The organism is Streptomyces sp. NPDC012466, from assembly GCF_042955215.1.
In the GTDB taxonomy this organism is placed as follows: Bacteria; Actinomycetota; Actinomycetes; order Streptomycetales; family Streptomycetaceae; genus Streptomyces.
The window spans coordinates 96,839-110,011 of the sequence record NZ_JBIBEQ010000009.1 but is presented as its reverse complement, the minus strand read 5'-3'; the positions used below and the strand labels follow the sequence as shown (position 1 = coordinate 110,011).

General features: G+C 70.1%; 14 protein-coding genes and 1 riboswitch. Of the genes, 12 read left to right on the top strand and 2 right to left on the bottom strand.

Annotation, left to right across the window (positions count from 1 at the left end; genetic code table 11):
* The first annotated feature begins 74 nt into the window (after positions 1–74).
* Entirely contained in the window at positions 75–917 is an 843-nt protein-coding gene (gene whiG, locus ACFY9E_RS30450) for an RNA polymerase sigma factor WhiG (protein ID WP_283970281.1), read from the top strand.
* Between the two features lie 93 nt (positions 918–1,010).
* Positions 1,011–1,568 (top strand): TetR family transcriptional regulator, encoded by a 558-nt coding sequence (locus ACFY9E_RS30445; protein ID WP_390989609.1) that lies wholly within the window; start codon positions 1,011–1,013, stop codon positions 1,566–1,568.
* Positions 1,569–1,664: 96 nt separating this feature from the next.
* Here the strand turns inward: ACFY9E_RS30445 and ACFY9E_RS30440 are convergent, their stop codons facing one another.
* Positions 1,665–2,234, bottom strand: coding sequence for a peptidoglycan DD-metalloendopeptidase family protein (locus tag ACFY9E_RS30440; RefSeq protein ID WP_390989331.1), 570 nt, complete (start codon positions 2,232–2,234; stop codon positions 1,665–1,667).
* Between the two features lie 273 nt (positions 2,235–2,507).
* Between ACFY9E_RS30440 and rpsB the strand changes: the two genes are divergently transcribed.
* The 6 genes from rpsB to ACFY9E_RS30410 all read left to right on the top strand — a co-directional run bounded on the left by rpsB (position 2,508) and on the right by ACFY9E_RS30410 (position 7,806).
* Positions 2,508–3,428 carry a 30S ribosomal protein S2 gene (rpsB, locus tag ACFY9E_RS30435; protein WP_390989330.1) on the top strand — a complete coding sequence of 307 codons (921 nt, stop codon included), beginning with the start codon at positions 2,508–2,510 and terminating at the stop codon, positions 3,426–3,428.
* 181 nt (positions 3,429–3,609) lie between these two features.
* On the top strand, positions 3,610–4,446 hold the full coding sequence (tsf, locus tag ACFY9E_RS30430) for a translation elongation factor Ts (RefSeq protein WP_390989328.1): 837 nt from the start codon (positions 3,610–3,612) through the stop codon (positions 4,444–4,446).
* A gap of 184 nt (positions 4,447–4,630) precedes the next feature.
* Positions 4,631–5,389 carry a UMP kinase gene (gene pyrH, locus ACFY9E_RS30425; protein WP_003993277.1) on the top strand — a complete coding sequence of 253 codons (759 nt, stop codon included), beginning with the start codon at positions 4,631–4,633 and terminating at the stop codon, positions 5,387–5,389.
* Between the two features lie 166 nt (positions 5,390–5,555).
* A complete protein-coding gene (gene frr / locus ACFY9E_RS30420) occupies positions 5,556–6,113 on the top strand; it encodes a ribosome recycling factor (protein ID WP_031120910.1) in 558 nt (185 codons plus the stop codon).
* Positions 6,113–7,240: a phosphatidate cytidylyltransferase gene (locus tag ACFY9E_RS30415; protein WP_390989326.1), complete on the top strand. Its 1,128-nt coding sequence runs from the start codon at positions 6,113–6,115 to the stop codon at positions 7,238–7,240. The genes frr and ACFY9E_RS30415 overlap by 1 nt, the downstream gene beginning before the upstream one ends.
* Before the next feature lie 116 nt (positions 7,241–7,356).
* A complete protein-coding gene (locus ACFY9E_RS30410; protein ID WP_390989324.1) occupies positions 7,357–7,806 on the top strand; it encodes an SRPBCC family protein in 450 nt (149 codons plus the stop codon).
* Positions 7,807–7,840: 34 nt separating this feature from the next.
* On the opposite strand, the gene ACFY9E_RS30405 is transcribed toward ACFY9E_RS30410, so the two are convergent.
* A complete protein-coding gene (locus ACFY9E_RS30405) occupies positions 7,841–7,996 on the bottom strand; it encodes a hypothetical protein (RefSeq protein WP_390989322.1) in 156 nt (51 codons plus the stop codon).
* A 94-nt stretch (positions 7,997–8,090) separates the two neighbouring features.
* Here ACFY9E_RS30405 and rlmN point away from each other — a divergent pair, with 94 nt between their 5' ends.
* The 4 genes from rlmN to ACFY9E_RS30385 all read left to right on the top strand — a co-directional run bounded on the left by rlmN (position 8,091) and on the right by ACFY9E_RS30385 (position 13,164).
* Complete coding sequence (gene rlmN / locus ACFY9E_RS30400) at positions 8,091–9,197, top strand: 23S rRNA (adenine(2503)-C(2))-methyltransferase RlmN (RefSeq protein ID WP_390989320.1); 1,107 nt, start codon at positions 8,091–8,093, stop codon at positions 9,195–9,197.
* Positions 9,198–9,236: 39 nt separating this feature from the next.
* A riboswitch (TPP riboswitch) is annotated at positions 9,237–9,343 on the top strand.
* 124 nt (positions 9,344–9,467) lie between these two features.
* Positions 9,468–10,505: a thiamine ABC transporter substrate-binding protein gene (locus ACFY9E_RS30395; RefSeq protein WP_390989607.1), complete on the top strand. Its 1,038-nt coding sequence runs from the start codon at positions 9,468–9,470 to the stop codon at positions 10,503–10,505.
* Between the two features lie 38 nt (positions 10,506–10,543).
* The gene (locus ACFY9E_RS30390) at positions 10,544–12,145 is read left to right on the top strand and encodes an ABC transporter permease subunit (RefSeq protein WP_390989606.1); all 1,602 of its coding nucleotides are present in this window, start codon (positions 10,544–10,546) and stop codon (positions 12,143–12,145) included.
* Entirely contained in the window at positions 12,145–13,164 is a 1,020-nt protein-coding gene (locus ACFY9E_RS30385; protein WP_390989318.1) for an ATP-binding cassette domain-containing protein, read from the top strand. Before ACFY9E_RS30390 ends, ACFY9E_RS30385 begins: the two co-directional genes overlap by 1 nt.
* Positions 13,165–13,173: the final 9 nt, after the last annotated feature.

The window sequence follows — 13,173 nt, the reverse complement described above, 5'->3', positions numbered from 1 at the left end:
ACAGGCAACTCGACATCAGACAGACAGCTCACCCCAGCAGCACCCCTCCGCAGCAGAACGGCACAAGGCGACGAATGCCCCAGCACACCTCCGGGTCCGACCGGGCGGCGATCCCCCCAGCCGCCCGTGACGGTGGCAGCGTGCGGCCGCCCGCTCCCTCGACGCTCGACGAGCTGTGGCGGTCGTACAAGGCGACGGGGGACGAGCGGCTGCGGGAGCAACTGATCCTGCACTACTCGCCCCTCGTGAAGTACGTCGCGGGACGGGTCAGTGTGGGCCTGCCGTCCAACGTCGAGCAGGCGGACTTCGTCTCGTCCGGGGTGTTCGGGCTGATCGACGCCATCGAGAAGTTCGACATCGAGCGGGAGATCAAGTTCGAGACGTACGCGATCACCCGCATCCGCGGCGCGATGATCGACGAACTGCGGGCGCTGGACTGGATCCCCCGCTCGGTGCGGCAGAAGGCACGCAATGTGGAGCGGGCGTACGCCACGCTGGAGGCACGCCTGCGGCGGACGCCGACCGAGGGCGAGGTGGCCTCCGAGATGGGCATCGCCGTCGAGGAACTCCACGCGGTGTTCAGTCAGTTGTCGCTGGCCAACGTGGTGGCCCTGGAAGAGCTGCTGCACGGGGGCGGTGAGGGCGGAGACGGGCTCAGCGTGATGGACACGCTGGAGGACACCGCCGCCGACAACCCCGTCGAGGTCGCCGAGGACCGGGAACTGCGGAGGTTTCTGGCACGGGCCATCAACACCCTGCCCGACCGGGAGAAGACCGTGGTCACGCTCTACTACTACGAGGGCCTCACCCTGGCCGAGATCGGGAACGTCCTGGGCGTGACCGAGAGCCGGGTCAGCCAGATCCACACCAAATCGGTGCTGCAGCTCAGAGCGAAACTGGCGAGCTTCGGCCGCTGACCTGGCCGGATGTCGTCGGGTCGGCATCAACCACTCCCGTCCGGCGGGACGCGTCCGTAGAGTGTTGACGTGCCAAGGATTCGAGCGGCCTCCGTGGCCGAGCACCGGTCGATGCAGCGAGCCGCCCTGCTGGACGCGGCTCGTTCCTTGTTGTCCGAGGGCGGTACGGAGGCGCTGACCTTCCCGGCCCTCGCCGAGCGGACAGGCCTCGCGCGCTCGTCGGTCTACGAGTACTTCCGGTCTCGGGCGGCCGTCGTCGAGGAGCTGTGCGAGGCCGACTTCCCGGTCTGGGCGGCGGACGTGTCGGCGGCGATGGAGCGGGCCGGGACGGCCGAGGCCAAGGTCGAGGCGTATGTGCGCCGGCAGCTGGAGCTGGTCGGGGACCGGCGGCACCGGGCCGTGGTCGCGATCTCCGCGAGTGAGCTCGACGCGGGGGCGCGGGAGAAGATCCGGGCGGCGCACGGCGGGCTGGTCGCGATGATCGTCGAGGCGCTGGCCGAGTTGGGGCACGCGGAGCCCCGGCTGGCGGCGATGCTGCTGCAGGGCGTTGTGGACGCGGCCGTGCGGAGGATCGAGCTCGGGGCCGCGGAGGAGCCGGCCGCCATCACCGACGCGGCTGTTTCCATGGCCCTGCGGGGCGTGCGGGGCTGAAGGCGCCGGGACCGGGGCCGGGGCGTTTGGCGGCCCGGGGAGCCGGGTGCCGCTGTGCCCACCCGTACGGCGACCGGGCGGCGCGCGGGCCCGCGGCTATGCGAGCGGCAGCAGCCTCGACGGGCCCCGGTGCAGGAGCCACGGCGGCAGGAGCGACAGCGGGTTCAGGTAGGTCTCGCCGCGGCGCAGGCCCCAGTGCACGCAGGGGGCCGTGCAGTGCGAGCCGCCCGGGTCCACCGTGCCGAGGACCTCGCCCGGTTCCACCTCCTCGCCCTCCTCGACCGAGGCCGTCACCGGTTCGTAGGTCGTGCGCAGGGGCGAGTCGCCCGTTCCCGTGAGGTCCACCGAGACGACGCCCTTGCCCGCCACCCGGCCCGCGAAGGAGACCCGGCCCGCGGTCACCGCCCGAACCGGTGTTCCAGGAGTCGCCGCCAGGTCCACGCCCCGGTGGCCGGGCCCGTAGACCGTCGCCGGGGGTTCCCAGCCCCGCAGGACCGTCGGGCGCAGACCGACGGGCCAGGTGCGGCCGATCGCCGGCACGGTGGCGCCCGCGGGGGGCGCATCCGCCGCGAACAGCGGTGGCGGCGGCGCCAGCAGGGCCGTCACCGTGACGATCAGCAGCAGGATCAGGCGCGTACAGACACGCACACATCGGTTCGCTCGCATGCGGAAAGCGTCCCGGAGCGCCGCCATCACCGCTCGCCGCTGTGGACCGCCGCCCGGTTGTGGACAACGGCGTCACCCGGCACCCCGCGGGTCCCGTACACTTCTGGTGGCGACCCGAGCCATCGGGTCGACTTCGCACGCCCCGACACGAACCCCGGCAAAGGGCCCGTGTCAGCGCCCCTCGGTCCCTCGTGGAACGGCGCGCAGTGGGCGTCAGGCGCGGAAGCCGTCCGGCATCCGCGGCACAACCGAGAACTTCAAGGAGATACGGCCATGGCCGTCGTCACGATGCGGGAGCTGCTGGAGAGCGGCGTCCACTTCGGTCACCAGACCCGTCGTTGGAACCCGAAGATGAAGCGCTTCATCTTCACGGAGCGCAACGGCATCTACATCATCGACCTGCTCCAGTCGCTGTCGTACATCGACCGCGCCTACGAGTTCGTCAAGGAGACCGTCGCCCACGGCGGCACGGTCATGTTCGTCGGCACGAAGAAGCAGGCGCAGGAGGCCATCGCCGAGCAGGCCACCCGCGTCGGCATGCCCTACGTCAACCAGCGCTGGCTGGGCGGCATGCTCACCAACTTCTCGACCGTCTACAAGCGTCTGCAGCGCCTCAAGGAGCTCGAGCAGATCGACTTCGAGGACGTCGCCGCGTCCGGTCTGACCAAGAAGGAGCTTCTCGTGCTCTCGCGCGAGAAGGCCAAGCTGGAGAAGACCCTCGGTGGTATCCGCGAGATGCAGAAGGTGCCCAGCGCCGTCTGGATCGTGGACACCAAGAAGGAGCACATCGCCGTTGGTGAGGCCCGGAAGCTGAACATCCCGGTCGTCGCGATCCTCGACACCAACTGCGACCCCGACGAGGTCGACTACAAGATCCCGGGCAACGACGACGCGATCCGCTCCGTCACGCTGCTCACCCGTGTGATCGCGGACGCGGTCGCCGAGGGCCTCATCTCCCGCTCCGGTGTCGCCACCGAGGGCAAGGGCGAGAAGGCCGCGGGCGAGCCGCTGGCCGAGTGGGAGCGCGACCTGCTCGAGGGCGAGAAGAAGGCCGACGAGGCTGCCCCCGCCGCTGAGGCCGCTCCGGCTGCCGAGGCCGCCCCCGCCGCCGAGGCTGAGGCTGAGGCTGCTCCGGCCGCCGAGGCTGCTCCGGCCGCCGAGGGTGAGAAGCCGGCCGAGGCCGAGCAGGCCTGACCCGTCAGTCCGAGTTGACGGCGGGAGCGGTATCGCATCCACCAGCGCCTTCGGCGCGGTGAAGTCCGCTCCCGCCGTTCACCCGTAGGTCAGCGGAAGGACAGCGCCTTCCGGCTCCATGGGGCGCATCCGCATCCGCAGATCTTCGATCTTCCAGACTTCGAGAGAGATTCACAGACTCATGGCGAACTACACCGCCGCCGACGTCAAGAAGCTCCGTGAGCTCACGGGCGCCGGCATGATGGACTGCAAGAAGGCGCTGGACGAGGCCGAGGGCAACGTCGAGAAGGCCGTCGAGGCGCTCCGCATCAAGGGCCAGAAGGGCGTCGCCAAGCGCGAGGGCCGCTCCGCCGAGAACGGTGCCGTCGTCTCGATCATCGCCGACGACAACTCCTCCGGTGTCCTGGTCGAGCTGAAGTGCGAGACGGACTTCGTCGCCAAGGGTGACAAGTTCCAGGCCGTGGCCAAGACCATCGCCGAGCACGTCGCCAAGACCTCCCCGGCCGACCTCGAGGCCCTGCTCGCCTCCGAGATCGAGGCCGGCAAGACCGTCCAGGCGTTCGTGGACGAGGCCAACGCCAACCTGGGCGAGAAGATCGTCCTGGACCGCTTCGCGCAGTACGCCGACGGCTACGTGACGGCGTACATGCACCGCACGATGCCCGACCTGCCCCCGCAGATCGGTGTCCTCGTCGAGCTGGACAAGCCGAACGCTGAGATCGCCAAGGGCGTCGCCCAGCACATCGCCGCCTTCGCGCCGAAGTACCTCTCCAAGGAAGACGTGCCGGCCGAGGTCGTCGAGTCCGAGCGCCGCGTCGCCGAGGAGACCACCCGCGCCGAGGGCAAGCCCGAGGCCGCCCTGCCGAAGATCGTCGAGGGTCGCCTCAACGGCTTCTTCAAGGACGCCACGCTGCTCGGCCAGCCGTACGCGCTCGACAACAAGAAGTCCGTCCAGAAGGTCCTGGACGAGGCCGGTGTCACCCTGAAGCGCTTCACGCGCATCAAGGTCGGCATCTGAGTCCGTACCGCGCTCGACGCCCGGCCCCGATAGGGTCGACAGCAGTCGTCCGCGTACGCCGTCACATGAGTGGCGGACGACATCAGATCTGACGAGGAGGCCATTGCCGCATGGGATGCGAAACACGCCCCACCGGCAATGGCCTTCTTGGTATGTGCAACACGTGAAAGAGGCGGGATCCCCCATGACCACCAAGGCCCAGAAGAGCGACGACGGCAAAGTACGCGGCCGGTTTCTGCTGAAGCTGTCCGGAGAGGCCTTCTCCGGTGGCGGCGGCCTTGGCGTCGACCCCGACGTGGTGCACAAGATCGCCCGCGAGATCGCTGCCGTCGTGCGTGACGGTGCGCAGATCGCGGTCGTCATCGGCGGAGGCAACTTCTTCCGCGGTGCCGAACTCCAGCAGCGCGGCATGGACCGGGCCCGCTCCGACTACATGGGCATGCTCGGCACGGTCATGAACTGCCTCGCCCTCCAGGACTTCCTGGAGAAGGTGGGCGTGGACTGCCGGGTGCAGACCGCCATCACCATGGGCCAGGTCGCCGAGCCGTACATCCCGCTGCGCGCCGTACGGCACCTGGAGAAGGGCCGCGTGGTCATCTTCGGCGCCGGGATGGGCATGCCGTACTTCTCCACCGACACCACCGCCGCCCAGCGCGCCCTGGAGATCGACGCCGAGGCACTGCTGATGGGCAAGAACGGTGTGGACGGGGTCTACGACTCCGACCCCAAGACCAACCCGGACGCGGTGAAGTTCGACCACCTCGGCTACGGCGAAGTGATCACGCGCGATCTGAAGGTCGCCGACGCCACGGCCGTGACGCTGTGCCGCGACAACAAGCTCCCGATCGTGGTCTTCGAGCTGCTGGCGGAGGGCAACATCGCACGCGCCGTCAAGGGTGAGAAGATCGGCACGCTGGTGGGGGACCCCGGCAGCCGGGACTGACCTCCCGGGAACAACCCCGTCCGGGGGACGGACGGGACGGAGCCGGGCCGGGGGATGGACAATGTCCTGCCGGTCGGGAACCGTGCAGGAAGAAGACGCGACGCAGCCGGCCGCCGCCCCACATGGAACCGCAGCCGGGCCTACTCAAGACACGCAGGAGCAAGTGGTGATCGAAGAGACCCTCCTCGAGGCCGAGGAGAAGATGGAGAAGGCCGTCGTGGTCGCCAAGGAGGACTTCGCCGCGATCCGCACCGGCCGTGCGCACCCGGCGATGTTCAACAAGATCGTGGCCGACTACTACGGCGCGCCGACCCCGATCAACCAGCTGGCCTCGTTCTCGGTGCCCGAGCCGCGCATGGCCGTGGTGACCCCGTTCGACAAGAGCGCGCTGCGCAACATCGAGCAGGCCATCCGCGACTCCGACCTGGGCGTCAACCCGAGCAACGACGGCAACATCATCCGGGTGGTGTTCCCCGAGCTGACCGAGGAGCGCCGCCGCGAGTACATCAAGGTGGCCAAGAGCAAGGGTGAGGACGCCAAGGTCTCCATCCGCTCCGTGCGCCGCAAGGCCAAGGACGCCATCGACAAGCTGATCAAGGACGGCGAGGTCGGCGAGGACGAGGGCCGCCGTGCGGAGAAGGAGCTCGACGACACCACCGCGAAGTACGTCGCGCAGGTGGACGAGCTCCTGAAGCACAAGGAAGCGGAGCTGCTCGAGGTCTGATGAACGACTCTTCCTGGGGGGCGCCGCCACAGGCCGGGTACTGGGGGCCCACCGACCAAGGGCATGGTCAGGGGCACGTCCAGGGCTCAGGCCACGGGCACGTCCAGGGGGCCGCCCCGGCGGGCCCCGCATACGATGCGTATGAAGCGCCTCAGACTCGCCCCATGCCCATCGTGCCCGACGTGACCGAATTCGGCGGAAACCAGGATGACGACCGGGGGGCTGCTCGACTGAGCGGCCCACCGGTCCGAAACGACACGAATCCGGAGCCCATGCCCGACGCCTCGCAGCCGGCGCCCAAGCCGCCGAAGAAGAGCGCGGGTCGCGACCTGAGTGCCGCGATAGGGGTCGGCGTCGGGCTCGGTGCGGTGATCGTCGCGTCGCTGTTCGTCGTCAAGGCCGTCTTCGTCGGCGTCGTAGCGGTGGCCGTCGTGGTGGGCCTGTGGGAGCTGACCAAGCGGCTGGAGGAACGCAAGGGCATCCGGGCGCCCCTCGTGCCGCTCGCGCTCGGCGGTGCCGCGATGGTCGTCGCCGGGTACGTCCGGGGTGCCGAGGGTGCGTGGGTGGCGATGGCGCTCACGGCGCTGGCCGTCCTGGTCTGGCGCATGACGGAACCGCCCGAGGGCTACCTGAGGGATGTCACCGCGGGCGTCTTCGCGGCGTTCTACGTGCCGTTCCTCGCGACGTTCGTGGCGATGATGCTGACCGCGGACGACGGGCCGCAGCGGGTGCTCACCTTCCTGCTGCTCACGGTCGTCAGCGACACCGGGGCCTACGCCGTCGGCTGGCGGTTCGGCCGGCACAAGCTCGCCCCGCGCATCAGCCCCGGCAAGACCCGCGAGGGCCTGCTCGGCGCGGTCTCCTTCGCCATGGTCGCGGGGGCGCTGTGCACGCAGTTCCTCATCGACGACGGTGCCTGGTGGCAGGGTCTGGTGCTGGGCCTCGCGGTCGCGGTCACCGCCACGCTCGGCGACCTCGGCGAGTCCATGATCAAGCGGGACCTCGGTATCAAGGACATGGGCACGCTGCTGCCGGGCCACGGCGGCATCATGGACCGGCTCGACTCGCTGCTGCCCACGGCTCCGGTGGTGTGGCTGCTGCTCGTGCTGTTCGTCGGGTCCGGCTGAGGCGATCTCTGTCGGCGAGCCCCTGCCCTGCCGGGCGGGGGCTCGCTGCCGTCTCGGGAAGACGCCCGCGGGGCCGAAGTGGGACGATGCAGATGTACCTCCCAAAGGAGGCCATCATGGCCATCATCCGAGAGAGCATCGACGTCGACTGCCGGCCTGAGGAGGTCTACCAGTACGTCATGGACGCTTCGCGCATGCCGGAGTGGCAGCTGAGCGCCGTGTCCGCGGAGCGTCTCGACGAGGGGCCCGTCGGCGTCGGCACCAAGGTCCGCGTGACCCGGCACGTCGGCCGCCGCGTCATGCCGATGACCATGGAGGTCACCGAGTACGACCCGCCCCGCAGCTGGGGCATGCGCGGCGTCGACGGCCCCGTCCGTGCCCACGTGCACGGAGAGGTCGAACCCTACGACCAGGGCCGCCGCTCGCACGTCACGATCGACATGCACTTCGAGGGCCACGGCATGGGCAAGGTCATGGTCCCGCTCGTCGTACGCCCCCAGGTCCGCAAGGAACTCCCGCGCAACGAGCAGCTCCTCAAGGACCGGCTGGAGCACACGGGCGGGTAACGCGCTTCGCCCTCGGCGGCTCCGACGGCTCCGCTCAGCGCCGCCGGGGGAACTTCCAGCCGTTCTGGCGCAGCTTGAACAAGACGAACACCCCGCACAGGGCCCACACTCCGAGGAAGGCCCACTTGAACCACGGGGGGCCCTGCCACTTTTCCGCCAGCTGCACCGATGCCGCGTAGAAGGACGTCATCCCTCGCGCGTGCCCTGCGGTATGGGCAGGAACACTCGGTTCCGCCGGCCGGGGCCGCGGGTCACATGAATCGATCTGCGACACTGGTACAGCCATGCCTAAGCCCGGAGAACTCACTTTCGTCGCCCCGCGCGGAGCCAAGAAGCCGCCGCGGCATCTCGCCGATCTCACTCCTGCCGAGCGCAAGGAGGCCGTTGCCGCTGTCGGGGAGAAGCCGTTTCGTGCCAAGCAGCTCTCGCAGCACTACTTCGCGCGGTACGCGCATGATCCGGAGCAGTGGACCGACATTCCGGCCGGTGCTCGTGGGCGGCTGCAGGAAGCGCTGCTGCCCGAGCTGATGACCGTCGTGCGGCATCTGTCGACCGACCAGGGCACCACCCGCAAGACGCTGTGGCGGCTGTTCGACGGGACACTCGTCGAGTCCGTGCTGATGCGTTACCCGGACCGCGTGACCATGTGCATCAGCTCGCAGGCCGGATGCGGGATGAACTGCCCGTTCTGTGCGACCGGGCAGGCCGGTCTGGACCGGAATCTGTCCACCGCCGAGATCGTGCACCAGATCGTGGACGGCATGCGGGCCCTGCGGGACGGGGAGGTCCCCGGCGGTCCCGCGCGGCTCAGCAACATCGTCTTCATGGGCATGGGTGAGCCGCTCGCCAACTACAACCGGGTCGCCGGCGCCATCCGGCGGCTCACCGACCCCGAGCCCGACGGGGTGGGCCTCTCGCAGCGCGGCATCACCGTCTCGACGGTCGGGCTCGTGCCGGCCATCCACCGGTTCTCCGACGAGGGCTTCAAGTGCCGCCTCGCCATCTCGCTGCACGCCCCCGACGACGAGCTGCGCGACACCCTCGTGCCGGTGAACACGCGCTGGAAGGTCCGCGAGGTGCTGGACGCCGGCTTCGAGTACAGCGCCAAGTCCGGCCGGCGGCTGTCCATCGAGTACGCGCTGATCAGGGACATCAACGACCAGGCGTGGCGTGGTGACCGGCTCGGCCGGATGCTCAAGGGCAGGCCGGTGCACGTCAACCTGATCCCGCTGAACCCGACGCCCGGGTCGAAGTGGACGGCTTCCCGGCCCGAGGACGAGAAGGCGTTCGTGGAGGCCATCGCCGCCCATGGTGTGCCGGTGACGGTCCGGGACACCCGTGGTCAGGAGATCGACGGGGCGTGTGGTCAGCTGGCGGCCACCGAACGGTAGTCTGACCGTCGTAAGCACACCCTCGTATTCGACATCTGCATATTCCGACAGGGGAGCGCCACAGCGCTGAGAGTGCGGCACACGGCCGCAGACCCTCCGAACCTGGCCCAGGTCATTCTGGGTAGGGAGATCGGTCACCACTCGAGCTGTTGCGCCCTGCCCGGGACCCCGGAAGTCCCGGGCAGGGCCGCGTCTTCTCCTGGTCACTCCAGGAGGAATCCAGTGAGCATCAACGCAAAGCGGCTGACGGCGGCGGTCGTCGGGCTCGGCATGGCCGGCACACTCGCCGCGTGCGGGTCGTCCGACGGCGGTCAGGGGTCCGGCGACTCCAAGACCGTGACGCTCGTCAGCCACGACTCGTGGGCCGCGTCCAAGGACGTCATCGCGGCCTTCGAGAAGCAGTCCGGTTACAAGGTCGACTTCCTGAAGGACGGCGACGCCGGGCAGGCCGTCAACAAGGCCATCCTGACCAAGGACAACCCGCAGGGCGACGTCTTCTTCGGCGTCGACAACACCCTGCTGTCCCGCGCCCTCGACAACGGCCTCTTCCAGTCCTACGCGCCCAAGGGTGCGGACCGGATCAAGGCCGAGTACCGCGTCGACCAGGAGCAGCACCGGGTCACGCCCATCGACACCGGCGACATCTGCGTCAACTACGACAAGAAGTACTTCGCCGACCACAAGCTGCGGCCGCCGCGCACCTTCGACGACCTGATCAAGCCGCAGTACAAGAACCTGCTCGTGACCGAGAACGCCTCCGCCTCCTCACCCGGGCTCGGCTTCCTGCTCGGCACGGCCGCCAAGTACGGCGACGACGGCTGGGAGAGCTACTGGAAGAAGCTCAAGGCCAACGGTGTGAAGGTCGTCGACGGCTGGGAGCAGGCCTACAACGAGGAGTTCTCCGGCTCGGCCGGCGGCAAGAAGGCCAAGGGCGACCGGCCGCTCGTCGTGTCCTACGCCTCCTCGCCGCCCGCCGAGGTCGTCTTCGCCGACCCGAAGCCGAGCACGGCGCCGACCGGGGTCGCCGAGGGCACCTGCTTCCGGCAGGTCGAGTACGCGGGGCTGCTCAGCAACGCGAAGAACACCAAGGGCGGCAAGGCGTTCCTGGACTTCCTGCTCACCGAGCGGTTCCAGCAGGACATGCCCATGAACATGTTCGTGTACCCGGTACGCGAGGGCGCCCAGGTGCCCCCGGAGTTCGTGAAGTACGGGCCGCAGGCGAAGGACCCCGAGACCATGGACGCGGCGAAGATCGCCGACCACCGCGACCAGTGGGTCAAGTCGTGGACCTCACTCGTACTGAAGTAGCCGTTCGGCGGCGGGGCGCGGCGGCGCGGTTCGGTCTGCTGGCCGTGCCCGTCGCGTTCTTCGCGGTCTTCTTCGCCTATCCCGTCGCCGCGATCGTCGCGCGCGGCCTGAAGGCCGACGGGACCTGGCACCTCGGGCGGATCGGGGACGTGCTGGCGCAGTCCGACGTCCGGCACGTCCTGTGGTTCACCACCTGGCAGGCGGTGGTCTCCACCGCGCTCACGTTGCTCGTCGCGCTCCCCGGCGCGTACGTCTTCGCGCGCTTCGACTTCCCCGGCAAGCAGGTCCTGAGGGCGGTCGTCACCGTCCCGTTCGTGCTGCCGACGGTCGTCGTCGGTACGGCGTTCCTGGCGCTGGTCGGGCGGGGCGGGCTGCTCGACGAGCTGTGGGGCGTACGTCTGGACACCACGGTGTGGGCGATCCTGCTCGCGCACGTCTTCTTCAACTACGCGGTCGTCGTCCGCACCGTCGGAGGGCTCTGGGCGCAGCTCGACCCCCGGCAGGAGGAGGCCGCACGGATGCTCGGGGCGTCCCCGCTGAAGGCCTGGCGGCAGGTCACCCTGCCCGCGCTCGCCCCGGCCGTGGCCGCCGCCGCGCTCATGGTCTTCCTGTTCACCTTCACCTCCTTCGGCGTTGTGCAGATCCTCGGCGGGCCCACCTTCTCCACCCTGGAGGTGGAGATCTACCGGCAGACGTCCGAGATCTTCGACCTGTCCACCGCGGCCGTGCTGACCATGATCCAGTTCGTGGCGGTGGGCGCGATCCTCGCGGTGCACGCCTGGACCGTGCGACGGCGGGAGACCGCGCTGCGGCTGGTGGACGCGTCCGCGACCGCGCGCCGGCCCCGTGGCGCGGGGCAGTGGGCGATGCTCGGCGGGGTGCTCGGCACCGTCGCCTTGCTGCTCGTGCTCCCGCTGGCCGTGCTGGTGCAGCGGTCTCTGGATGCGCCGGACTTCGGCTACTACCGGGCGCTGACCCGCGAGGACGGGGGAGTGTTCCTGGTCCCGCCGATCGAGGCGATCGGCAACAGCCTGTCGTACGCCGTCGCCGCCACGCTCATCGCCGTGGTGATCGGCGGTCTCGCCGCGGTCGCGCTCACCCGCCGGGACGCCGGGCGGTTCGTGCGAGGCTTCGACGCGCTGCTGATGCTGCCGCTCGGGGTGTCCGCGGTGACCGTCGGCTTCGGGTTCCTGATCTCCCTCGACGAGCCGCCGCTGGACCTCAGGTCCTCCTGGATCCTGGTGCCGCTCGCGCAGGCGCTGGTCGGGGTGCCGTTCGTGGTGCGGACCATGCTGCCCGTGCTGCGGGCGGTGGACGTGCGGCTGCGGGAGGCGGCTTCCGTGCTCGGGGCCTCGCCCTGGCGGGTGTGGCGGGAGGTGGACCTGCCGATGGTGCGGCGGGCGCTGCTGATCGCGGCCGGGTTCGCCTTCGCCGTGTCGCTCGGGGAGTTCGGCGCGACGGTGTTCATCGCACGGCCCGACCGGCCGACGCTGCCGGTGGCCGTGGCCCGGCTGCTGGGGCGGCCCGGGGACCTCAACTACGGTCAGGCGATGGCCCTTTCGACGATTCTGATGGTGGTGTGCGCCGTGGCCCTGCTGGTGCTGGAGAGGCTCCGCACGGACCGGACGGGGGAGTTCTGATGCTGCTGGCTCTGCGGGGGGCGACGGTTCGCTTCGGAGGGCGTGCCGTGCTGGACGCCGTCGATCTGGAGGTCGCCGAGCACGAGGTCGTGTGTGTGCTCGGCCCCAGCGGCAGCGGCAAGTCGACCCTGCTGCGGGCGGTGGCCGGGCTGCAACCCCTGGACTCCGGGCGGGTGGTGCTCGACGGGCGCGACCAGGCGGGCGTGCCCGCGCACAAGCGGGGCGTCGGGCTGATGTTCCAGGATCACCAGCTGTTCCCGCAGCGGGACGTGGGCGGCAATGTGGCCTTCGGGCTGCGGATGCATGGCGAGCCGAAGCGTCAACAGACCGAGCGCGTGCGGGAGTTGCTGGACCTCGTGGGGCTGCCGGGGGCGGGCCGCCGGGCCGTCGCCGCGCTGTCCGGCGGGGAGCAGCAGCGGGTGGCGCTGGCCCGGGCCCTGGCGCCGAGCCCCCGGCTGCTGATGCTGGACGAGCCGCTCGGACAGCTCGACCGGTCGCTGCGGGAGCGGCTGGTCGTCGAACTGAAGGAACTGTTCGGCCGGTTGGGCACCACCGTGCTCGCGGTGACGCACGACCAGGGGGAGGCCTTCGCGCTGGCCGACCGGGTCGTGGTGATGCGGGACGGACGGATCGCCCAGTCCGGGACGCCCCTCGAGGTGTGGCAACGGCCCGCCGACGCGTTCGTCGCCCGTTTCCTCGGCTTCGAGAACGTGGTCGAGGCGACGGTCGGGGCGGAGGCCGCGGACACGCCGTGGGGCAAGGTGCCGGTGCCGGAGGGCGCCCCGCACGGGACGCGCACGCTGCTCGTACGCCCCGCCGGAGTGCGCCTGGTGCCCGCTGACACGGGCCTGCGCTGCACGGTGACCGCCCGCACCTTCAGGGGCACCCACGTCGCCGTCCACCTCCAGCCGGAGGAGGCCCCACGCCTGGAGGCGGCGTGCGCGCTGCGGGCCGCGCCGGAGGTCGGGGACGCGGTCGGCGTGGAGTTCGACCCGGCCGAAATCGTGGTGCTCGGCTGATCGCTTCCG

Coding starts and splice junctions, on each gene's coding strand:
- ACFY9E_RS30440 (WP_390989331.1), bottom strand. CDS start 2,234: ATGCGAGCGAACCGATGTGTGCGTGTCTGTACGCGCCTGATCCTGCTG.
- ACFY9E_RS30405 (WP_390989322.1), bottom strand. CDS start 7,996: ATGACGTCCTTCTACGCGGCATCGGTGCAGCTGGCGGAAAAGTGGCAG.
- whiG (WP_283970281.1), top strand. CDS start 75: ATGCCCCAGCACACCTCCGGGTCCGACCGGGCGGCGATCCCCCCAGCC.
- rpsB (WP_390989330.1), top strand. CDS start 2,508: ATGGCCGTCGTCACGATGCGGGAGCTGCTGGAGAGCGGCGTCCACTTC.
- ACFY9E_RS30395 (WP_390989607.1), top strand. CDS start 9,468: ATGGCCGGCACACTCGCCGCGTGCGGGTCGTCCGACGGCGGTCAGGGG.
- tsf (WP_390989328.1), top strand. CDS start 3,610: ATGGCGAACTACACCGCCGCCGACGTCAAGAAGCTCCGTGAGCTCACG.
- rlmN (WP_390989320.1), top strand. CDS start 8,091: ATGCCTAAGCCCGGAGAACTCACTTTCGTCGCCCCGCGCGGAGCCAAG.
- ACFY9E_RS30385 (WP_390989318.1), top strand. CDS start 12,145: ATGCTGCTGGCTCTGCGGGGGGCGACGGTTCGCTTCGGAGGGCGTGCC.
- pyrH (WP_003993277.1), top strand. CDS start 4,631: ATGACCACCAAGGCCCAGAAGAGCGACGACGGCAAAGTACGCGGCCGG.
- ACFY9E_RS30415 (WP_390989326.1), top strand. CDS start 6,113: ATGAACGACTCTTCCTGGGGGGCGCCGCCACAGGCCGGGTACTGGGGG.
- ACFY9E_RS30410 (WP_390989324.1), top strand. CDS start 7,357: ATGGCCATCATCCGAGAGAGCATCGACGTCGACTGCCGGCCTGAGGAG.